This window comes from Campylobacter sp. (assembly GCF_030528245.1).
In the GTDB taxonomy this organism is placed as follows: domain Bacteria; phylum Campylobacterota; class Campylobacteria; order Campylobacterales; family Campylobacteraceae; genus Campylobacter_D.
The window spans coordinates 1-20,598 of the sequence record NZ_JAUMZG010000025.1; the positions used below are offsets into that span (position 1 = coordinate 1).

18 protein-coding genes are annotated in these 20,598 nt (G+C 45.9%); 1 reads left to right on the plus strand and 17 read right to left on the minus strand.

Annotated elements, in window-relative coordinates:
- The 17 genes from Q4A73_RS05335 to Q4A73_RS05415 all read right to left on the minus strand — a co-directional run.
- Positions 1-522 (minus strand): HyaD/HybD family hydrogenase maturation endopeptidase (locus Q4A73_RS05335; RefSeq protein WP_303206427.1); only part of this gene is annotated, 522 nt, incomplete at its 3' end.
- Positions 519-1,211: a Ni/Fe-hydrogenase, b-type cytochrome subunit gene (gene cybH / locus Q4A73_RS05340; protein WP_303206428.1), complete on the minus strand. Its 693-nt coding sequence runs from the start codon at positions 1,209-1,211 to the stop codon at positions 519-521. The genes Q4A73_RS05335 and cybH, both read right to left, overlap by 4 nt.
- Positions 1,212-1,223: 12 nt before the next feature.
- The gene (locus tag Q4A73_RS05345) at positions 1,224-2,939 is read right to left on the minus strand and encodes a nickel-dependent hydrogenase large subunit (protein WP_303206429.1); all 1,716 of its coding nucleotides are present in this window, start codon (positions 2,937-2,939) and stop codon (positions 1,224-1,226) included.
- On the minus strand, positions 2,936-4,069 hold the full coding sequence (locus Q4A73_RS05350; RefSeq protein ID WP_303206430.1) for a hydrogenase small subunit: 1,134 nt from the start codon (positions 4,067-4,069) through the stop codon (positions 2,936-2,938). The genes Q4A73_RS05345 and Q4A73_RS05350 overlap by 4 nt, the downstream gene beginning before the upstream one ends.
- An 88-nt stretch (positions 4,070-4,157) precedes the next feature.
- On the minus strand, positions 4,158-5,996 hold the full coding sequence (gene mnmC / locus Q4A73_RS05355; protein WP_303206431.1) for a bifunctional tRNA (5-methylaminomethyl-2-thiouridine)(34)-methyltransferase MnmD/FAD-dependent 5-carboxymethylaminomethyl-2-thiouridine(34) oxidoreductase MnmC: 1,839 nt from the start codon (positions 5,994-5,996) through the stop codon (positions 4,158-4,160).
- The gene (locus Q4A73_RS05360) at positions 5,993-7,849 is read right to left on the minus strand and encodes an N-acetylmuramoyl-L-alanine amidase (RefSeq protein WP_303206432.1); all 1,857 of its coding nucleotides are present in this window, start codon (positions 7,847-7,849) and stop codon (positions 5,993-5,995) included. The genes mnmC and Q4A73_RS05360 overlap by 4 nt, the downstream gene beginning before the upstream one ends.
- Positions 7,849-8,940 (minus strand): nitronate monooxygenase family protein, encoded by a 1,092-nt coding sequence (locus Q4A73_RS05365; RefSeq protein WP_303206433.1) that lies wholly within the window; start codon positions 8,938-8,940, stop codon positions 7,849-7,851. Before Q4A73_RS05365 ends, Q4A73_RS05360 begins: the two co-directional genes overlap by 1 nt.
- A complete protein-coding gene (tyrS, locus tag Q4A73_RS05370; protein WP_303206434.1) occupies positions 8,937-10,145 on the minus strand; it encodes a tyrosine--tRNA ligase in 1,209 nt (402 codons plus the stop codon). Before tyrS ends, Q4A73_RS05365 begins: the two co-directional genes overlap by 4 nt.
- An 11-nt stretch (positions 10,146-10,156) precedes the next feature.
- Positions 10,157-12,349: a RelA/SpoT family protein gene (locus tag Q4A73_RS05375; RefSeq protein ID WP_303206435.1), complete on the minus strand. Its 2,193-nt coding sequence runs from the start codon at positions 12,347-12,349 to the stop codon at positions 10,157-10,159.
- Positions 12,333-12,554, minus strand: coding sequence for a DNA-directed RNA polymerase subunit omega (locus Q4A73_RS05380; RefSeq protein ID WP_303206436.1), 222 nt, complete (start codon positions 12,552-12,554; stop codon positions 12,333-12,335). Before Q4A73_RS05380 ends, Q4A73_RS05375 begins: the two co-directional genes overlap by 17 nt.
- 11 nt (positions 12,555-12,565) lie before the next feature.
- The gene (gene pyrH / locus Q4A73_RS05385) at positions 12,566-13,282 is read right to left on the minus strand and encodes a UMP kinase (protein ID WP_303206437.1); all 717 of its coding nucleotides are present in this window, start codon (positions 13,280-13,282) and stop codon (positions 12,566-12,568) included.
- Positions 13,283-13,327: 45 nt separating this feature from the next.
- Positions 13,328-14,512: a peptidoglycan DD-metalloendopeptidase family protein gene (locus Q4A73_RS05390; RefSeq protein WP_303206438.1), complete on the minus strand. Its 1,185-nt coding sequence runs from the start codon at positions 14,510-14,512 to the stop codon at positions 13,328-13,330.
- Positions 14,509-15,315 (minus strand): FtsX-like permease family protein, encoded by an 807-nt coding sequence (locus Q4A73_RS05395; protein WP_303206439.1) that lies wholly within the window; start codon positions 15,313-15,315, stop codon positions 14,509-14,511. The genes Q4A73_RS05390 and Q4A73_RS05395 overlap by 4 nt, the downstream gene beginning before the upstream one ends.
- Positions 15,302-15,967, minus strand: coding sequence for an ABC transporter ATP-binding protein (locus tag Q4A73_RS05400; protein WP_303206440.1), 666 nt, complete (start codon positions 15,965-15,967; stop codon positions 15,302-15,304). Before Q4A73_RS05400 ends, Q4A73_RS05395 begins: the two co-directional genes overlap by 14 nt.
- Before the next feature lie 53 nt (positions 15,968-16,020).
- The gene (gene trmB / locus Q4A73_RS05405) at positions 16,021-17,208 is read right to left on the minus strand and encodes a tRNA (guanosine(46)-N7)-methyltransferase TrmB (RefSeq protein ID WP_303206441.1); all 1,188 of its coding nucleotides are present in this window, start codon (positions 17,206-17,208) and stop codon (positions 16,021-16,023) included.
- Positions 17,208-18,335 (minus strand): ferrous iron transporter A, encoded by a 1,128-nt coding sequence (locus tag Q4A73_RS05410; RefSeq protein WP_303206444.1) that lies wholly within the window; start codon positions 18,333-18,335, stop codon positions 17,208-17,210. The genes trmB and Q4A73_RS05410 overlap by 1 nt, the downstream gene beginning before the upstream one ends.
- A 40-nt stretch (positions 18,336-18,375) precedes the next feature.
- Positions 18,376-19,335 carry an RluA family pseudouridine synthase gene (locus tag Q4A73_RS05415; RefSeq protein ID WP_303206442.1) on the minus strand — a complete coding sequence of 320 codons (960 nt, stop codon included), beginning with the start codon at positions 19,333-19,335 and terminating at the stop codon, positions 18,376-18,378.
- 69 nt (positions 19,336-19,404) lie between these two features.
- On the opposite strand from Q4A73_RS05415, the gene Q4A73_RS05420 reads away from it, so the two are divergent.
- Positions 19,405-20,511 (plus strand): FtsW/RodA/SpoVE family cell cycle protein, encoded by a 1,107-nt coding sequence (locus Q4A73_RS05420; protein ID WP_303206443.1) that lies wholly within the window; start codon positions 19,405-19,407, stop codon positions 20,509-20,511.
- The last annotated feature ends 87 nt before the right edge of the window (positions 20,512-20,598 follow it).

A 20,598-nucleotide genomic window follows, 5' to 3' on the forward strand; every position in this document is an offset into this window, starting at 1 on the left:
AGAATTATCGGCAAGTTCCTGTAGGGAATGATCAGCTGTTTTTTGGTAGCTGAAACCTTCTTTTTTAAGAAAATCAAGCAAAATCTTTTCCATCACCTTAGCCCCCTGTATCAGCTCAGGAGAAAGTTTAAAGCTCATTTTTTCAATGCGTTTTGGGATGCAGGCTAAAATTTGTGTCCGCGGCAAATCCCCCATAAGCTCCATATATTGCAGGGTTTGAAGCATCTCCACCTCGTGAGCACTACCACTCCAGCTTATTTTTTGCGGTATGGCTTCGTAGGGAAAGAAAAACACATCACCAATTTCAGCATCATCAGCAGCTATGCAGTCAAGCACGATCAGCCTATCATATCGCGCGATAATATAACTTAGCTGTAAGGCTAAAGTGCCTCCATCAATAAAATCCAAATGATGCGTGGGATGGGAAAATTTGTAGTTTTTTTCGAGCTGTTTGCAAAGATGAACGCCCAAGCCTTCATCTGCAAACATGATATTTCCTATGCCAAGCACAAGAAATTTCAATTTTTTTCTTCTTTGACAAATTTATAGCCGCTTATGATGGCGTCCATTGATCCATCTTTGCCTTTGACCGCATTGAAAATTGCCATATAAATATGCACAGGGATAAAAATCATAATCACCCACATCAAAATTCTATGATAAGTTCTGACATTAGCCAGACCCCCCATAGCCGACTCAAGAGGTCTTAGCACATCGTAGAGCATGCCACCCAAGCCTTCGTGATAGGTATGGACATAAAGTATCAAGCCCGTCAGTATGATGCCTATTATCACAAGGTAAAAGAAAAAATAAGTAACAAATTGTAAAGGATTATAAACGCCCTTAATGTTCGGGTGTTTCCCCAAAAACAAATAAAATTTAACCTGACCTATCCATAGCTTGATGTTAAAAATATCCAAAATGCTCACTCTTTCCTTGCGACTCACTTTGTCAAAAAAGAATAAATAAATTTTAAAGATGATGCATCCTATCAGCACAAAGCCCACGGCTTGATGCACGAGACGATATTTTGCCTGCATAAAATTTGTAGGCTCACCCGTGCTGATAGGGCTTTGAAAAACATAGGATAAATAATAACCCGTAACAATCAAAATCACAATCGCCACAGCTCTAATCCAATGCGTCAAACGCAAACCTATGCTAAATTCGTACTCCGCCCTTCTTTGGAGTTTATCATCTTGTTTTTGCATGAAAGCCCCTTTTTATAAATTTACATTGACCTTATATTCACTCAAATTATTGCCCCTAGTATCCATAACATGCACAGCGCAGGCAATGCAAGGATCGTATGAGTGAATTTTGCGTATGATTTCAAGAGGCTGCTTCACATCAGCGATTTTAAGCCCAATGAGGCACTGCTCGTAGCTCCCGCCTATGTTATTAGCATCCTTAGGGCTTGCATTCCAAGTGCTTGGGACGACAGCCTGCCAATTCTCAACCAAACCATTTTTAATTCTACACCAATGACTCAGCACCCCACGCGGCACATGCCCCATATAGCGACCCTTATATTCCTTGCTATTATCAATCACATAAGGCGCACAAGTGCTTTCATCAACCTTTAAATTCTCCACCAAATTGTCAAATGCTCTTAGAGTATTATCAGCGATGATCTTAGCCTCAATGCAGCGTGCCGCCGTCCTACCCAAAGTGCTCAATACAGCCTCCAGCGGCAAGCCCGTTTCCTTCAAAAAAGCATCTACCACAGGAACGACATTTTTATTACCCTTAGCGTAATTAACTACGATGTTTGATAGAGGTCCCACCTGCATAGGCTTGCCTTCATAACGAGGCGCTTTGATCCAACTGTACTTGCCCTTAGTGTCAAAATTCTTAGTATGAGCGACATTACCATGATGATCGATGCTCTCACCATCAATCAGCCCTGTGTAGTTTGGATTTGTCTTGCCATCATAAGGATGCAAAGGCTCATTGTCCGCATACCAAGAATGCGTCGCCTCTTCAGTGATTTTATCATCCTCCACCTCATAGACTTTACTCAAATTTCCATCTTTGATGATGCCGCCCTCAAAAAGCCACTCATCACGTCCCAGTTGCATTTCTTTGAAGGTATAAAGACTCGCCACACCCACATCGTTCAAAACGCTACCTTCCTCAGCATAAGCCTTACCTGCCATTATCAAATCAGGATAATAGCCACGATTGACAAAGTCGGCCACCTCTTTAAATTTTTCCATATATTCACCCATTCTTGTGGGGCTAAGTAGGTCCATAATGCAAGTTACCCCACCCACGGTCAAACTTTGCGGATGAGGATTTTTGGCTCCAAAAATCGCCATACATTGCGCGATGATTCTTTGAATTCTAAGACATTCTAAATAATGCGAAAGGGCGATTAAATTTTGTTCAGGATTGAAGCGGTAGGTTGAGTGTCCATAGTAGGCGTTTGCAAAGGGTCCCAAATTCCCCTTATCCACGAAAATTTTGAGTCTTTGCTGCACTTCTAAAAGCTTATCCGCTCCCGTTGCGTAGGGACTCTCCGTGTAAGCAAAGGCCAGATCGCTCGCCTTTTTTACATCCGCACTCAAAGCACTCACGACATCCACCCAGTCGAGCGCGTGAAGTTGATAAAAATGCACGATATGATCGTGCAAAAACAAGGCCGCATTCATTAAGGTTCTTGTAAGTAAAGCATTGAGCGGCGGGGTTATGCCCAAAGCATCTTCCACCGCAACAATCCCAGCCTTATAGTGCGAAAAAGTACAAACGCCGCAAATTCTTTGCGTCATAAAAGCCACATCCCTCGGGTCCCGTCCCTTGACTATGGTCTCTATCCCGCGCCACAAAGTGGAACCCGTGTAGGCCTCCTTGACGACATTATCATCATCAACGACGACCTCAACCCTCAAATGCCCCTCAATTCTCGTAATCGGATCTACAATAATCTTTTGACTCATTCCTCATCCTTTTTCATAGAAGCTATCACGGCATGCGCTGCAATGGCAACACCCGTTAAGGTCAGCACTCCGATGCCGATTTTATCCGAAACATTATCCGCACCCAAGCCAAACACCGTATCAAATTTATGACTCGCCATAGGCTCCTCAAAAGGTCCCATAGTATCCCAAAAATTTGGCTCAGAGCAACCTATACAGCCGTGTCCTGCTTGGATGGGCCAGGAGGTGTGCTGGTTGAATCTCTCCCTCGAGCAATTGTTGAAGGTATAAGGCCCCTTGCATCCGACCTTGTAAAGACAATAGCCCTGTTTCGCACCCTCATCGCCAAAGCTATGCACAAATTCTCCCGCATCAAAATGCCCTCTCCTCTCGCACAAATCATGTATCCTCAGGCCGTAAGCCCATTTTGGCCTGTTATAAACATCAAGGCTTGGAAGCTCCTTGAAAAGTAGGAGCTGCAAGATGCTGCCGACTATATTTTTTTCACTGGGCGGACAGCCGGGGACATTGATGACGGTTTTGTTCGTTACCTTATCTAGAGGCTGGGCATTGCTAGGATTAGGGCGTGCAGCTTGAATTCCACCAAAGCTAGAGCAGGTCCCAATGGCCAAAATCGCATAAGCATCCTCACAGGCGCGTTTTGAAAGCTCAAAGCCCGTCATCCCATGAGGCCCGATGGTAAGATAGCCCTCAGTATCGCCCATAGGAATCCCCCCCTCAACCATCAAAACATACTTTCCTTTGTGCTTTTCAAGGGCTTTTTCTAAATTTTCCTCAGCCTGCCAACCAGAAGCCGCCATAACCGTCTCGTGATACTCCAAAGAAATGTAATCAAAAATCAAGCTATCGATGGTCGGCGTATCGCTCCTTAGCAAACTCTCACTACAGCCCGTGCACTCAGCCATATGAAGCCACACCACAGGCAGCCTATCCGCTAGCTCGGCCGCCCTTGCCACCATGGGGGCAAAATTCGCTCCAAGCCCCAAAAAGGCGGCCATAGCTCCCGACCACTTCATGAAATCCCTTCTCGAAAATCCCGCCTTTTCTAAGGCCAATGGTATGGAATTTTCAGGCTTTAAGGAGGGGAGCTTTTCAAGCTCTGCCAAACGAGATTCGATTTGTTTTTCCATCGCGCATCCTTTTAAATGGTAAATTTTAAAGTATGCTAAAACAAAACATTTTAAACTAAAATTAAAATTTAAATTTTTTTATTTTTTATTAATTTTGTCCCTTTTTGAGCCTTCTGATGAGAAATCGCGCGGGGTGAATTTGCGGGATGAAATGCGCAAAAAACCCCAAAGGCTCATCGTTTATCAGGGCGCAAATATACCTTGCTGCCAAGACACCCGTGCTAAAGGCCCTCGAGCCGTGGGCGCAGTTGAGGTAGAGATTGGGGATGTTTTGAGGCGGGATTTGAGGCCTATTTTTCGTCCATAGCAGGGCCTTATAATTTTGCTTGTAAAAATCCTCATCATAAGCGGCCCCCACAATGCAAAATCTATCGCTAGAGTAGGATCGAAATCCCACTTTTGCCCCCAAAATTTCGGGGATTTCACCTTCGTTTAAGAATTCTTGCACATTTTGCACGTTGATCGCATCATCCTTGGGATCTGGCTGAGGGTTTGAGTTGAGCCTGTCATAACTCGCTCCTATGACCTGAAAATCCCCACTTGGCGGACAAATGTAGCCCTTGGATGAGAGGGGGTAGGGCGTGTCCAAAACGCGCTTTATGTGCGTGAGCTGACCCCTAACCCGACTCAGTCGCATCGCTTCATAGCTTAAAAAATCCTTACAATCTGCGCCCATCGCATGAATCAAAATGCCAAATCCCCCCGCCACTTTGCCGTTTTCAAAGTGCAAGGAAAACAGTCCCCCATCGTAGTCATAATGCGTAAAATGATGCTTCAAATGAATTTTTGCCCTGCTTTTTTGCAGTAAATTTTGAACGATTTTTCGAGGGCAAATATGCCCTCCGTCCTCCAAAAAAGCCTCATTTTGCGAGATTTTAAAATAGGGATTTTGCCCTTGAGCCTCAAAGCGCTCTCGCATCTTGGCATTGTGGGCAAATTCTAAAACTCCGCTTAAATTTAGGTTCAAAATCTGTCGATAAAAGCGTGCAGCCTCGATGAAAGCCTGCAGGGAAAATTCCCCCAAAAGCACGCCCGGCTTTAAAATCAAAGAGCTCAAAATCCCGCTTTCATTGCCGCTAGCCCCCTCGCAAAGACTGGAATTTTTTTCAAAAATTTCCACCTCAAATCCCCGCAAAGAAAGCTCAAAAGCCATCATCGCCGCACAAATCCCCCCGCCTATGATGGCGATTTTTCGATTTTTAGCCGTGCTTTTTGGCGAGAAAAAATAGGCATCTTTTTTTTGAGCTTGGATTTTTTTTCTCAAAAATGCCACCACCCTCTCGCGTTTTTTAAAGCCCTTGATTTTTTGCACTTCAAAGCCGCAAATTTTGAGATTTTTTTGAAAAAAACTTGAAGCAGAAAAGCTCAAAATTTGAGCCCCGGGTTTAGACAAGCGCGCCACCTCAGCCAGAAAATCCTCGCCAAACATCGCCGCATTTTTGCGCGGAGAAAATCCGTCCAAATACCACAGATCCGCTTCAAATTCAAGCCTTTTTGAAACGCTAATATCCCCCAAAACCAGATCCAAAAAACAGGCCCCAAAATAAAAGCGATAATAGCCCTCGCGGCATTTGGGGTAATTTTTAAGGAAAATTTCTAAGTATTCTCTAAATTCTTCATAAATCCCAAGCCTCTCATAGGCGGCTTTGATGGAATTCTTATCCAAATAAAAGCCCTCGATGCTTATGTAAAAAAGCCTTTGCGGTCGTTTTTTGCTTTGCAAAAAGCGCTTGAGGGTCAAAAAAAAATTGAGCCCTATGCCAAAGCCCGCCTCAGCGATGATGAAATTTTCCCCCTCACCCCACTCAAAAGCCTCACTATAAACGCATTGGCTCTCATTAAGCCCATCTTTAGAATTGAAATAAAAGTCGTCAAAGTCCAATGAAAAAGGGGTGTTGTCTTTAAAAACGATGCGCGCTTTTTTCATCGGTTGTGGTAAAAATAATTATCCACTCCGTCCGCTACGCCCTTGGCAAGAAGCTCTTGAAAATTTTTATCCGCGATCCTCCTGCCCTCGATGGGATGCGTGATGTAGCCGATTTCTAGCAAAATCGCCGGCATGGACGCACCGACCAAAACCCAAAAAGGTGCCTCCCTCACCCCCCCATCTACGACTTTAAATTTGGGGCGGGTCCTAGTCAAAACGCCCTTTTGAATGTCGATGGCGAGTTTGTTGGAGGCTATGATTTTTTCGCGATTTAGGAAATTTAAAATGCTCTGTTTAGAAAAATGATTGATGTCTTCAAAATCGCCTTGATTTTCCTTTTCTGCGGCTTTTTTGCTCCTTTCACTGCGGGCAGGACTTAGGAAAAAGGTCTCCAAGCCTTCAGAATTCTTAGCCCTAGAGGCGTTTGCGGCGGCGTTGGCGTGGATGGATAAAAAGAGATCGGCCCTTTTGTCGTTGGCGATTTTGGTGCGGTCCCTGAGATTGATGAATTTATCCGTGCTTCTTGTGTAAAAAACCTTATAGCCTCGCTTTTTGAGTTCCGCGCCAAGCTTCAAGGCCGCGCTCAAAACCACATCTTTTTCCTTGAGTGAGCCCTTTTTATCGCTCAAGGCCCCGCTGTCTTTGCCCCCGTGCCCTGCGTCGATGACGATGGTTTTGCCTGCTTTAAACTGCGAATTCAGCGTTGATTTTTCTTGATTTTTAGAGGGCGCGACTTTGGAGGGTGCGGGTGGGGCAGAGTGCGGGGCTTCAAAGGCTAGGGCGAGGTTTTTGCCCTCAAGCCGCTTGAAGAGCTTGAAGGGTTGGGGAGAGCTTAGGACGATGCGGACGATTTTGGGGTTGTATTGGGTTATGGTAATGACATTTCGCCCGAAGGAAAAACTCCTGCGGTTACCCTCCAAAACCCCCTCAAAGCTGACAATTTGCCTGAAAAATTTGCTATCCCTCATGCTGGAGGTGGATAAATCATTTTCCCCCAGCGCCTTATTTGAATTTAAAACCACCCCGCCGTCCTTCTTGTCAATGCTGAGGATGTGGGGTGGAATTTTTTCTTGCGAGGCTTGTTTTTGCGAGGCTTGAGGGGGCTTGCTTTCTTGTCGTTTGGGGGCGGGTTTTTGGGCGGCAAAAACGCTAAAAAGCACCCCTTCTTGCTTGAAATTTACGGCTATTTTTTCCCCAGAGCGCACGACTATACGCACACTGGTGGGATTATACTGCGAAAGCACTATGCTAAAACCATCAAAGGCATAGTCCCTCCTTCCCCCCTCCAAAACCGCATCAAAATCCATAATGTAGCGATAATTGCCCTTTTCATCGAGGCTGAAGCTTTTCACCTCCTTTAAATTCAGGGCGGCATTAAGTCTAAGCTCCACGCCTCCAGCAAGCTTTTTATGAGACAAAATGCGAATTTTATCCCCCTGCAGCTTATTTTTGACGGCCTTGGCTAGGATGAGATTTTGCTCCCCGCTTTCTGCGCTAAAAACGGGCTTTTGAACCCTTGACCCTTCCAGCTTCACATCCTTGAGGGCGGCCCTCCTCAGAGCCTCGATCCCCCCCGCATGCACCCCACTTTCCCTCAGCTCCTCCGCGTAAGATTGGTCATCAAGCCCCAAAGTATTCGTGCTGATGAGGAGGCGTTTTAAAATTTCAATCTTGCTTGGCGTGTCCTCATTGATCACGCTTTGGATGTAGAGGCTTTTTAGCTGCTGGTGGAATTTAATCTGCGCGTCATTTTTTGCCGTGATGAAGCGGGCATCAAAGTCCCTAATCTGCTCCTCAAAGGCCCCAAAGCTAAGAGCAAAAAGCAAAAATACTGGGCCTAAAATTCTAAGCATCACTCACCATGGACGAGTTTGTGAATCAAATCTTTGACACTGATGAGTTCTTTGAGGCGATAGCCATTAGCCCCTGTGAAAAAAAGCCCCGTTTCCTTCTTACCCGACCACGCGTCAAAAAGCCTATCAGCGATGCAATAACCCACCTTAGTCGCTTCTTTGCCCCTGCCGCAGGGCGCGACACAGTTGCTGATGCAGTTGATTTTGGGGCCCATTTTTTTATCCACGAGATTGAGCAAATTCGTGCGAACCCCCCTTGCAGGGTAGCCCACGGGCGACTTGATCAGCTCGATGTCCTCCTCTTTTGAAGCAAGCAAGACCTCCTTAAAATTCGCACTCGCATCGCACTCAAAGGTCCCGATAAAACGCGTCCCCATCTGCACCCCACTTGCGCCCAAACTCAGCATCTTTTCAATGTCTTTTTTGTCCCAAATCCCCCCCGCCGCGATGACGGGAAAGGCCCCCCATTTTTTCGCCTCCTCCACCACAGGAGCGACTAAATTTTCAAGTGCGTAGGCAGGATCTAGGCACTGCTCATAAGTAAAACCCTGATGCCCCCCGCTTTTTGGCCCCTCAAGCACCACCGCATCCGGGAGGCGATTGTAGCGGCTTTTCCAGCGCTTGCAAATGATCCTTAAAGCCTTCACTGAGGAGATGATGGGCACGAGGGCGACATGGGGAAATTTGGCGGTGAATTCGGGCAAATTTGTCGGCAGACCCGCCCCTGAAACGATGACATTAAAGCCCACCTCACAAGCATCTCGGGCGATGCGTGCGTAGTCATTACTCGCGCAAAGTATGTTGCAGCCAAGGGGCAGGTTGCCGCAAATTTTGCGGGCATTGTCGATGAGGGTTTGCAGGCCCTTTTTGGAGTAGAAATTCTCGCTACCGTAGGGCTTGGCGTTGAGCTCTTTACTGATGTGCGTCCTGTTTTCGTAGTAGCCCGTGCCCACAGAGGAGATGATGCCCAGCCCCCCGTTGAGTGAAACGGCCGATGCCAGCCTGTCCCAACTGATGCCAAGCCCCATGCCCCCCTGAAAAATGGGGTATTTGATGGTGTATTTTCCTATTTTGAGAGCCTTGAAACTCATTGTTTTACCTTTAATTTCGCAAATTTCCTTTTGCCCACTTGCAAGACATATTCGCCCACGCCCAGCTGCGTTTGCTCATCCTTCACCCTGTCCGCATCGATGCGCACCGCACCCGCTGCTATGCTGCGTCTTGCCGCTGAGGTGGAATTTTCCAAGCCGCATTCTACCAAAGCTTTGGCAATCCAAAGCCTCCCACCCCGCACTTCAAATTCGCTCATCACGCTGGGCAGCTCTTTTTGGCCATGCACCCTGTCAAATTCGGCCTTGGCCCCTAGGGCTTCTCCTTTTGAAGAAAAGCGCTCGCAAAGCTCTAGAGCTAAATTTTCCTTAGCTTTTTTGGGATGGAGGCTGCCGTTTTGGACTTGTGCCCTCATCCGCTCAATCTGCCCCAGTGATTTCTCACTCAAAAGCTCATAATAACGCCACATGAGCGTATCGCTGATGCTGAGAATTTTAGCATAGATGTCGTCAGTTTTTTCACTCACGCCGATGTAATTGTCAAGACTTTTGCTCATTTTATTCACCCCATCAAGCCCCTCCAAAAGAGGCATCATCATAATGGCCTGCTCCTTGCCCACCCCATAAATTCTCTGCAAATGCCGACCCATGAGCAGGTTGAATTTCTGATCCGTCCCGCCCATCTCAATGTCGCTTTTCAGTGCCACGCTATCATAGCCCTGCAAAAGAGGGTAGAGAAATTCACAAATGCTGATGGGACTTTGCTCCTTAAAGCGCTTGGTGAAATCATCCCTCTCAAGCATCCGCGCCACGCTAAAAGTGGAACTAAGCTCCACCAGCCCAGCCGCTCCAAGCTTTTCCAGCCAAGTGGAGTTGAAGACGATTTTCGTCTTTTCGCGATCCAAAATTTTAAAAACCTGCTCCTCGTAAGTGCGGGCATTTTTTAAAACCTCCTCTTTATCCAGCTTCTTGCGCGTGGAATTTTTCCCGCTAGGATCGCCGATTTGTCCCGTGAAATCGCCGATTAAAAACTGCACGATACCTCCGTGCTTTTGCAAAAGGGCCATTTTGCTCAAAACCACGCTATGCCCCAAGTGCAAATCCGCAGCCGTCGGGTCAAAGCCCGCTTTGATGAAAAAATTCTCGCCCCTTTCGTAGTAATTTTTGATCAAATTTTCAATCTTTTCCGCATCGATGAGCTCGGCACAGCCCCTCATAACCTCCAGCAAAACATCATTCAAATTCATAAAAACCCCTCTTAAGCCTCTCTATACGCGTCATTGAGCGAGGTAAAATCCAAAAGCCTGCAATGAGATTTGAGCCTATCCCTCACATTTTCTGGGTCGATATTGTGAGGGATGTCCATGGTGATTTCAAAATAATCAATGGTCGCATTCAAATCATTGTTCAAATTAATCGCTAGCAAATTGATTTGCATTTTAGCGAGTAAGGTTAAAAATTCCGCCAAAGAGCCCTTTTTATTTTCCAAAGAAAAGATAATTTTGTAGGATTTTGGCGTGTGCGAATCCCAAGTGATGAACACCATATCTTGATTTTCAAGGATTTTATCCGCCCGATCACAAAGCTTATGGTGCACACTCACGCTACCATCCTTGATGAAGGCCATGATCTGATCCCCCCTTTTGGGATGGCAGCAAATGTCAAATTCCACATGGGTGATTTTGTGGTTGGAGTGGAATAAAAAATTGCCGATTTTTTGCTCCTTGATTTCGTATTTGCCAAACCAATAAGACTTTTTGGCGTATTTTTTCAGCCCCCCCACCATGTCCTTAAAATAGCCGCTATCCTTGGAGACTTGACGGATGCGCCGCCCCAAATTTTCTCGCTCTATCCACTCCAAAATGCGCTCCTTTTTTTCACCAAAAACAAAACCGAGTATGTTCAGGGCGATGGCTAGGTTGATTTCTCGGATTTTTTGCTTGCAAAATTCCCTGATGCTAGCCTTGGCCTTGCCCGTTTTCACGCTATCCATCCAAGAGCAGCGATAAAATTTATCCGTGCTCGTTACCACGCGAACGATGTCGCCGTTTTTAAGCTCAGTCAGCAGGGGCACCTTGACGCGATTGACATAGGCGCTTTTAGCATGAAGCCCCACTCTGGTGTGCACCTCGTAGGCAAAGTCCAGCACCGTAGCGCCCCGCGGCAGGGTAAAAATTTCCCCCTTGGGGGAGTAAACCGCCACATCCTCCACATACAGGCTATCCTTAGCATACTCGTAAAGCTCGATGGCGTTGTAGTGCTCGGCGTTTTCAAGATTATGCACGCTTTGCATTGAAATGTCGCTAAGCCAGTCAAGCTTGGGCGCTGCCAAACTGCCATCTTCTTTATACTTCCAGTGGGCGGCCACGCCAAATTCGGCGATTTTGTGCATGTCAAAGGTGCGAATTTGCGCCTCGATGATGTTTTTCGTGTCAAAAATGGTCGTGTGGATGGTTTGGTAGCCGTTTTGTTTTGGCAGGGCGATGTAGTCTTTAAAACGGGAGATGAGGGGGTTAAAATGCGTGTGCAAAATCCCCAAGCCCAAATAGCAATCGCTCACCTTTTCCACCAAAATTCTCACCCCCAGCAAATCCAAAACCTCCTCGATGCCTATGCCCTTCCTTTGCATCTTGAGGTGGATGGAGTAGCTGTGCTTGATGCGCTTTTGTATCTTGAAAGTGCCCTGCCTGAAGCCGTTGCTTAAAAATAAAAGCTCGATTTTGGAGATGAATTCATTCAAACTTAGCTGCATTTGCTGGTCGTTGGAGTTGATGTAATTGAAAATTTGATGGTATTCATCGGGCATAAGATGCTTGAAGCTTAGATCTTCGAGATAGTTTTTGATGCTTGAAATTCCAAGCCTGTGGGCTATGGGTGCATAGACGACTAAGGTTTCTTCGCTGATGCGCTTTTGCTTATCTTCTCTTAGGGCACTGAGCGTGAGCATGTTGTGAAGTCTGTCGCAAAGCTTGACGATCAAAACGCCCACATCCTCAATGCTAGCAAGAAGCATATTTCTAAAGGTAAGGGCGGACTTTGTGAGGTTTTTTTGTGAGTCTGAGCTGATGAGATTATCCTCTCTGATTTCTATGATTTTAGTCAGTCCCAAAACCAGTCTCAAAACCTCACTCCCAAACTGCTCCCTGAGCTCCTCCTCGGTGCAGCTCGTGTCCTCGATCACATCGTGCAAAAGGGCGGCTAAGATGGTCGCTCTGTTTTCACTCAAAAAGCCTACCAAACTCGCGACCAAAATGGGATGCACGGCGTAGGGCTCTCCGCTTTTGCGCCTTTGTCCTTCGTGAAATTGTATGCAGCGATCCAGCGCCTTTTCCAAAAGGGCATCCCTCCGGCAAACGCTGTATAAAATGGCCTTGGCCCCTTCTAAATCCCTGCAGTTTTTGACATTCTCAATGAGTTGAACCAGTAAAATTTCCTCATCGATTATTTTCAACGAGACCCTCTAAGGCGATTTTGCTTTCTGCGATTTCTTGCAGGGCTATGTCAGTGAATTTCAGCTTGTGGTTATCAAGGCCTATCAAAGGCGCGGCCCCAGCGGCCAACTGCTCGGCCCTTTTTGCCACAACCAAAGAAAGCAAGTAGCGATCATCTCCCATTTTTTCTAGGGCCTTTGCGGTGATTTGTTCAATCCTTTGCATGTTTTCTCCTTTTAATTTTGAACGATAGAACAAAGGCTCGTATCGCCTCGTATGATTTTGAGTAAATTTCCTTCCCTGAACATATTGCAAACCACTATGGGCAGGGCATTATCCTTCGCCAAAGCGATGGCCGTATCGTCCATAACCCTAATATTATCCTGCATCGCCTCATCATAGCTAAGCGCGTTTAAAAATACCGCATCGCTGAATTTATGAGGATCCTTATCATACACACCATCGACTTTTGTCGCCTTGATGACCATCTGCGCATCGATCTCCACCGCTCTTAAAATCGCCGTAGTATCTGTGGTGAAGTAAGGATTGCCCGTACCTGCAGCGAAGATAACCACCCGTCCCTTTTCCAAATGCCTCTGCGCCCTGCGCATGATGTAGGTCTCGCAAAAGGCCTCCATCTGTATGGCGCTTTGCACCCTCACATCAAGTCCATAGCTCTCAAAAGCCTCCTGCAAGGCGATGGCGTTAATCACAGTCGCTAGCATCCCCATGTGATCCCCGCTTGTGCGCTTGATGAGGCCGCCTTTAGCCGCTAGGGCTCCGCGCATGATGTTCCCACCGCCGATGACTATGCCGACTTCAATGTCATTTAAGGCCAATTCTTTGATTTCAGAAGCGATGAATTTGAGTATGGAATTTTCAATCCCAAAGCCATTTTCTCCCGCCAAAGCCTCGCCTGAAAATTTAACCAAAACCCTCTTTGTAGTCCGCATCGTTCCTCCTTGTCGTGATTGTAGTGGATTTGTTTTAAAATTCAGTTAATTCAAGCTGATCAACTCCAAAGGGTTGATGTGAAAATTTTTTTGCGTTACCTCAAAGGTCAAGTCATTTTTTATCCTCCCAACCACAGAGCCTTTTTTGATGCTTTTGCCCACTTTGATGGTGGGAGCGATCTTATCCAAATGCGCATAAATGGTATGAATTCCATCATTATGCTCGATGATCACCACGCGCTGGAGCATGCTTGTATCCTTGGCAAAGACGATTTTGCCGTCCAAAACGCTACGCACGGTGGCATCTTGTTTGTTGCTCCTTAGCACGACATTTTCATTGAAAATTTTAATGTTATAAATGGGGTCGATATAATTGCCAAATTTCTGCTTCACCACGAAAGAATCAAGCGGCGCGATGGTCTTTTTGCCCACATATTTTTTCACGCTGCTGTTTTGATAGCTTGAGCCGATTTGTCGCACGGAGTTAGTATTTTTCGCCACCTTCGTATCCGCATTTTGCTCCCTTTCCTGCTCCTTTTTATCGATGATTTTTAGTGAGTCAAGCGTGGCCCTTAGCTCACTTTGCTCGGCCTTGAGCTTGTCAAGTTTTTTAGCGTAAATGCCTCGATCGGTTTTTTGTTTGTTGATTTCATCGAGTTGCTTTTGCCTTAAAAGCTGCAGTTGCTTGATTTGCTCATGGTAGCTTTTGAGATTGGTGTTGATTTTTTCGATCTGCTTTTGCTTGGTATCGATGAGCAAATTCACCCCCTCATAGTCCCTCGAAAGCTTTGAAATTTCATCACTCAAAACCCTATCCAGACCGCTTAAAATTTCAAAAGCCATGAAGCTTTCCTCGCTTTCAATATAACCCTGCGGAATGGGCAAATCATAGGCAAAATCCTTCGCTATCAGGGCGATGATCTTACCTTCCATGGCCGTTTTTATCTTAAGCAGTTCTTCATTTTGAGCGCTAAGCGCACTAAGCTCTTTGTTTTGAATTTTTGCTGAGGATTCTAATTTGGAGGTTTGCGCGCTTAAAAGCTCGATTTGATGGCTTAAATTTTTTAGCTTTTTCTCCCCGCTTAGAATATCAGCGGCCAGGTCCTCCAGTTTTTTACCCAATTGTTCTTGGATGCGCTGATTTTCTTTCAAATCCCTTGTTTTTTCGCTGATATTACCCGCTAAAAATTCAAAATTCAAAAAACAAAAAAGCAGGAAAATTTTTCTCATTTTTTCACCCTAAACATCACAGAATTCACACAAAGCATACACACGGCCAGCGTGCCTAAAAAAATGAGGCTAAGATGCAGGAAAAAATTTATCCGCGGCAGGGTCAAATCGGCGCTTTGTAGGACAGATTGCACGAAGGGAAAATGATAAATTTGCGTGAAAAAAAGTAGCAAAATCACAAAGGCGATCAAGCAATCCACAAAAACGACACGATAAAGCATAAAGGAGCGAAACCAAAAAGGCGCTCCAAAAAGACACATGATCTCCACCCTCTGCGTGTGCTCATAAAGCCAAATGCGCATTTGCTTTAAAAATAAAATAAAGCTTAAAATGATGATGATGAAGAGAAAAATCCAAAAGGTCAATTGCATCAAAACCAGCAGAGAATAGACCTTATCGTGCGTTTTGGCGAAGGTTTCGACCTTCGTAACGCCCTTGATGCCTAAAAGCTCCTTTTTGATGGCATCAAGCTCATCTTGCGGGGGCAAATACTCAAGCCTTAGGCTGTAAAATTGGGGCAGAGAATTCCGCAAAACTTGCAAATTTTTATCCGAAATATCGCTGCGCAAACGCTCGATGAGCTCCTTGGGATCCAAGGGCTCAAGCCCTGTGAGGGCGCTGATTTTTTCTTTGAGCGCTTTTGCGTCCAAATCTATCGTGCTGGTGATGATGATGTTGTAGTCTTTATTAGCAAGCTCTCTATAATGATTGAGCGTGGCGTTGGTGATGAGGATGAATTCAAAGGCGAACATCATAAAAAGTAGTGATAAAATCAAAGACAAGTGCGTTTTAAAAAATTTCATTCATTTTTCCATTTTCTATATTGAATCTTCTGTAATTGAGCCTCAAATTGCTAGGAATTCTGTGCGTTACCACCACCACGCAAGTGCCCAAAAGCTCTCTGGCCGACTTCAAAAGCGTCCAAATGATGTCTGAGGAATACTCGTCCAAATTCCCCGTAGGCTCATCACAAAGCAAAAGCTTAGGATTATGTGCCAAAGCCCTAGCCATCGCCACTCTCTGCTGCTCACCCCCTGAAAGCTGATCGGGCTTTTTATCTGCCTTGAAGGTCAAATTCACATGCTTTAAAAGCTTGGCCGCTTGCTCTTGGCAGACCTTCTTAGAATAGCCCTTTATCATCAGGGGCAGCATCACATTTTTCTCAATGCTATACTCCTGTATGAGTTTATAGTCCTGAAAGATAATGCCTATTCTCTGGCGCAAATTCAAAAGCTCCAAATTGCCTATTTTTTTCATCCTCGCACCGCAGACCTCAAGCTCACCCGACATCAGTTCCAAATCCCCATAAAACGACTTCAAAAGCGTGCTTTTCCCGCTCCCACTTTTGCCCGTGATGAAGACAAAATCATCATTTTTAAAGCCAAAACTCGCCTCCCTAATGACCAGCTCATCATAGCCCAGCGTCATTTTTTTCGCCTCTATAAGATTTGCCATTGCGCTCCCTCTCCCTCCGCTTTTCGTGATTTTGCTTTATTTTTGCTTAAATTTTAAGAAATCACTCCAGTTAAAATTTCTTTAAGCTTTGCAAGGGCTCTCAAATTTTCTCGCGTCTTAAAGGGTGGCTTGAAGATAAAACTCACGCCCTCGTTTAAGAGCAAATAGCTATGTTCAGGGCTGTTGAAACTGCCAAAGGCTAGTTTTAAAACCACCCCCCTCTCGCTTTTATAGAGGCTTTCAAGATGCAAAAAATAATCCTCCCCCTTGAAGCTTTGATTGCGAAATTTCTCGCAAAATTTCCCCAGCTCCTCCTCGCTCAAATGCCATTTTTCAAGGTCAAATTCCCCCAGCAAACCCTCTTTTTTTCTCTCTTCTTCTACACTCAAATTCCACACCGACAAATCATAAATGTCCCTTTCCTGCCTCCTCCAGCGCTCCTCGTATTTGCTCGCAATGCTTGAATTTTGATTTTTTTTGAGGCCAAAACAGGCTTGCTCAAATTTTAAAAATTCCCTCAGACTGAAATCAAAATACTCCAAACTATCCGTGCGAAGCTCAAAGCTACCCCCCGCCTCTAGCACCCTCGCGCACTCCTTGCAAAAGGCCCCGCTCACCACGCGCCGATGCGGCTTATCCTCCCAGGGCACAGGAAAGTGCAAAAAAATTTTCGCCACCGAATTGGCCTCTAAAACGCTCAACAAAAGCCGCGCATCGCTTTGTATGAGGATGATGTTTTCTAAATTTTGCGCACGGGCCAGCTTTGCAACTTGCGTGAGGGCGGGAGTGTAAATTTCAATGCCAAGCATTAAAATTTCGGGATTTTCTCTCGCTTGAAAAAGCAAATGCCTCCCCGAGCCAAAGCCGATTTCTATGAAAATTTTCCGCCCCTCCACCCTCTTTAAAAGCGTTTGAAAATCCCTCGCTATGAGGCTTGTGGGTCCTGCTAGGGCCTTATTTTTCAAGGCAAGGGCACTAAAATAAACCCCCTCGCAAAAATTCTCCATAAAAAGCTGCAGGGCCCCTTGCAAATAGTCCATTTTTGAGGGCCTAGAATGCTTATCCGCCTTGATGAGCCATCCGTTTTCGTCCCGTTTGATTTGCAAAAAAAAGCTCTCATCCGGGCACTGGGTCAAAATGAGCATTACTTTCTCATTTTCTGCTTTGTAAAGAAAGCGCACCCCGTCTTTGTGAAAGGGAAAAGTGAGCGCTTTGAGCTTTTTTGCTTTGAAATTGGGCATCACTGCGCCGCTTTGACCCTGATGGAGGGCTCAGATCTCACCCCCAGCTCATCGATCGCCACCACCTCATAGCTATACTCCACCCCAGGCAGGGCCTTGATGTCTTTGAGTCTTTTTTCCTTGATGCCCTTAAAAATAGCACTTTGCTCGCCGCCATAGCGCTTGACTTCGTATTCCACTGCCCTCGCGTCATTATCGCTCCACTCCACGATAATCCCCTCACTCGTGCTTTGCGCGAGGATGATGCTAGGACTTGCTAAAATTCCAAGCGTCCTGCCCTCGACCCCATTTTTTGGTAAGGGACTCTCAAGCCCGTCTTTATCGACCATCGTAACCTTATACTGCTTGCGCACCCCCGCACCGCTCACCCTGTCCTCGTAGCTGTTTTTATCGCTTTTGGCAAGGAGGCTGAAGGGCAAAAAGCTAGAAGAGCTCGCATAAATTTTAAAATAAGAAAAATCCTCATAAGCTGGCGCGTCCCAAGTGAGGAGGATTTTACCGCTCAAATCCGTGCTCGCACTCAGCTGCGTCACCTCAGGCGGCAGGGCCTTGCTAAGGGCGTGCAAAATTTCACCGGGCTCACTTTGCACCCCATCAAAAGTGAGGGCAAACACGCGGTAGCTAAAGCGCTCATTCGCCCTAAGATCCTCATCGATATACTCGGCACTCAAGCGGTTTTTAACCGTGGCGATTTTTTTAAATTTCCCATCCTCGCCCGCCCTTTCAATGCGGTAAGCATTGATGCGTAAATCGTAATGAGGGCGCCAAATGAGTTTGATGCGCCCGGGTAAATTTGTGAGTGCCTGCACGAAAGAAAGCGCCTCCGGTCGCACCTGGGTCCTCACCTCCACCACCTTGCCGGGCCCAGAAATATGCCCCTGCTTGTTGAAGGTTCGCATCATGTATTGGTATAGGGTGTCGGGCTGGAGTCCTGAGTCGACATAGTGGGTTTGGAATTTGTCCTTGAGGGTAGCGATAAGCTTGAATTCAGGCTCCTCCACGCTAGCCCTGTAGAGATAAAAACCCTTGAAATTTTCGCCATACAGGGGCTCCCATTCAAAGGCGACATCGCTCATATCGCTCATGCTTTTAAGCTTTTCAACCTTGGGCAAATTTTCATCTAGCATGGCCTGATCGCCACTGCCAAGCCCACTCACAGCACAGCCGCTAAAAATCAAACAAGTCAAGCAAAGAATGCAATGAAATTTTCTCATCATCTTCTCCTAGGGATAATTTTTTTTCTAAAATTTGCTTAAAATCGCTCATCAAGGGCGCTTTGATGTGAATTTTTTCGCGCGTTTTTGGATGGATGAAGCTGATAAAATAAGCGTGAAGCATTATTCTTAAATCCCCCCCACCCCTGTAACCATAAAGCTCATCGCCCAAAATGTGGCGGTTCAAGCTCGCCAAATGCGCCCTGATTTGATGCGTGCGTCCGCTAAAAAGCTTCGCGGCGATGAGGTGGGTTTGGCTCCCACTACATAGGCTCACAAAGGCACTTTTAGCCTCTTTCGCGCCTCTAACGCAGCCCTCAATGGCCATTTTTTTGATGCGATTACTGGGGCAGCGCACGAGAGGCTTATCGACCACCATTTTAGTCTCTTTGAGTGGCAGGTCTATTAATGCAAGATAAATTCTGCCCAAACTTTTATCTTGCAACTGCAGGCTTAAATCGCGATGGGAGGGGTTATTTTTGGCGATGATGATGGCGCCGCTTGTTTCTTTATCGAGCCTGTGCACAAGCCCTGCCCTGAACTCTCCGCCCAAATTTGAAAGCGTGTATCGCCTTTGAATGAGCCAATCCACAAGGGTGGGCTCTTTGACGCTGGGGGCAGGGTGAACGACCAGAGCGCTGGGTTTGTTCAAAACCAAAATGTCCTCATCCTCAAAAAGCACCCCCACTTCAAAATGCGCCGCATATTTCGCGCTGGGCTTTTGAGGGCTGGGAGGGAGTAGGGTGAGGGTGTCGCCCACCTTGAGCCTGAGGGAATTTTTATTTTGGATGATTTCATTGACACAGACGCAGTTGTTTTTGATGAGAGAGGCCACGCTCGAGCGACTTTGCTGGGTAATTTTAGCGACAAAAATGTCAAGCCTTGAAGCCTCATCAACCAAAAAATTTTGCATCAATCCACTTCGCAATTTATAAATTTGGCGTATAATCGCACTTTTTTAATAATCAAAGGCAAATCATCCATGCTAAAACCCGACAGAAGAGTCTTCACGCATTTTGACTACATGCAGCCCATTTTGATCTTTCCGATCGTTTTGCTTTCTTATTTTTTGATTTACGAGGCCAACACACGTCTAGCAGAGAAGCAATTTGTCTATATTTGCGTAGGAATTTTTGTCTTTGGAGTGTGCTTTTTCCTGCCTTTTAGAAGATTAATGTGGCTCATTCCTATGCTTTATTGGTTTAACATCGCCTTGCTCTTGAGCGTAGATGTGTTCGGCGTGGAAAATTTAGGCGCCAAAAGATGGCTTGAAATCCCCTTCACGCACTTCACCATCCAGCCATCAGAAATTTTTAAGCCAAGTTTTATTTTGATGCTAGCCTACCTCATCCATCAAAATCCTCCTCCAAAAGGGGGCTACGGGCTCAAGCAATTCTCAAAACTCAGCTTTTTCATCCTCTTGCCCTTCGCGCTCATCCTACAAGAGCCCGATCTTGGAACGGCTAGCGTGCTGCTTATCGTGGGCTTTGGGATGCTTTTCATCATCGGGGTGAATTATAAAATTTGGCTCAGCATTTTGCTGGCGATAATCCTAAGCTCACCCGTGATTTACACGCATCTTTTAAAGCCCTATCAGAAGCAGAGAATACACGATTTTCTCTCCGAAAAGCCCAGTCATCAGGTCGCACAATCCATCATCGCTATAGGTAGCGGCGGACTGACGGGCAAGGTGCAGGACGAGGCCACGCAGACGCATTCTAAATTCCTGCCCATTTCTACGAGCGATTTTATTTTTGCTTATGTTGTGGAGAGATTTGGATTTTTCGGAGCCTTAGGGCTTGTTTTGCTTTATGTTTTGCTGATTTTTCATCTTTTGAGTCTCAATTACAAATTCGAGCGGGATTATTTTACGAGGGTTGTGATCAATTGCGTGGCTTTGTTTATCTTCATTTACGCGGCGGTTAATATTTCGATGACTGTGGGCTTTGCGCCCGTCGTGGGGATACCCCTGCCGTTTTTCAGCTACGGGGGTAGTTCTTTCACCACTTTCATGATATTTTTTGGAATTTTGCAGCATTTGATCACTTTTAAATTTTTTTGGGCGGATAAGAAGCTGGGGTTAAAATAATGTTAAGTGAAAATTATTATAATCGCCGATTTTTAGCGGATTTATAGCTCAGTTGGTTAGAGCAACCGGCTCATAACCGGTTGGTCG

What these genes read in the sequence shown, in the direction of transcription:
- cybH (WP_303206428.1), bottom strand. Translation starts at nt 1,211, where the DNA reads ATGCAAAAACAAGATGATAAACTCCAAAGAAGGGCGGAGTACGAATTT.
- Q4A73_RS05345 (WP_303206429.1), bottom strand. Translation starts at nt 2,939, where the DNA reads ATGAGTCAAAAGATTATTGTAGATCCGATTACGAGAATTGAGGGGCAT.
- Q4A73_RS05350 (WP_303206430.1), bottom strand. Translation starts at nt 4,069, where the DNA reads ATGGAAAAACAAATCGAATCTCGTTTGGCAGAGCTTGAAAAGCTCCCC.
- mnmC (WP_303206431.1), bottom strand. Translation starts at nt 5,996, where the DNA reads ATGAAAAAAGCGCGCATCGTTTTTAAAGACAACACCCCTTTTTCATTG.
- Q4A73_RS05360 (WP_303206432.1), bottom strand. Translation starts at nt 7,849, where the DNA reads ATGCTTAGAATTTTAGGCCCAGTATTTTTGCTTTTTGCTCTTAGCTTT.
- Q4A73_RS05365 (WP_303206433.1), bottom strand. Translation starts at nt 8,940, where the DNA reads ATGAGTTTCAAGGCTCTCAAAATAGGAAAATACACCATCAAATACCCC.
- tyrS (WP_303206434.1), bottom strand. Translation starts at nt 10,145, where the DNA reads ATGAATTTGAATGATGTTTTGCTGGAGGTTATGAGGGGCTGTGCCGAG.
- Q4A73_RS05380 (WP_303206436.1), bottom strand. Translation starts at nt 12,554, where the DNA reads ATGCAAAGGATTGAACAAATCACCGCAAAGGCCCTAGAAAAAATGGGA.
- pyrH (WP_303206437.1), bottom strand. Translation starts at nt 13,282, where the DNA reads ATGCGGACTACAAAGAGGGTTTTGGTTAAATTTTCAGGCGAGGCTTTG.
- Q4A73_RS05390 (WP_303206438.1), bottom strand. Translation starts at nt 14,512, where the DNA reads ATGAGAAAAATTTTCCTGCTTTTTTGTTTTTTGAATTTTGAATTTTTA.
- Q4A73_RS05395 (WP_303206439.1), bottom strand. Translation starts at nt 15,315, where the DNA reads ATGAAATTTTTTAAAACGCACTTGTCTTTGATTTTATCACTACTTTTT.
- Q4A73_RS05400 (WP_303206440.1), bottom strand. Translation starts at nt 15,967, where the DNA reads ATGGCAAATCTTATAGAGGCGAAAAAAATGACGCTGGGCTATGATGAG.
- trmB (WP_303206441.1), bottom strand. Translation starts at nt 17,208, where the DNA reads ATGCCCAATTTCAAAGCAAAAAAGCTCAAAGCGCTCACTTTTCCCTTT.
- Q4A73_RS05410 (WP_303206444.1), bottom strand. Translation starts at nt 18,335, where the DNA reads ATGCTAGATGAAAATTTGCCCAAGGTTGAAAAGCTTAAAAGCATGAGC.
- Q4A73_RS05415 (WP_303206442.1), bottom strand. Translation starts at nt 19,335, where the DNA reads ATGCAAAATTTTTTGGTTGATGAGGCTTCAAGGCTTGACATTTTTGTC.
- Q4A73_RS05420 (WP_303206443.1), top strand. Translation starts at nt 19,405, where the DNA reads ATGCTAAAACCCGACAGAAGAGTCTTCACGCATTTTGACTACATGCAG.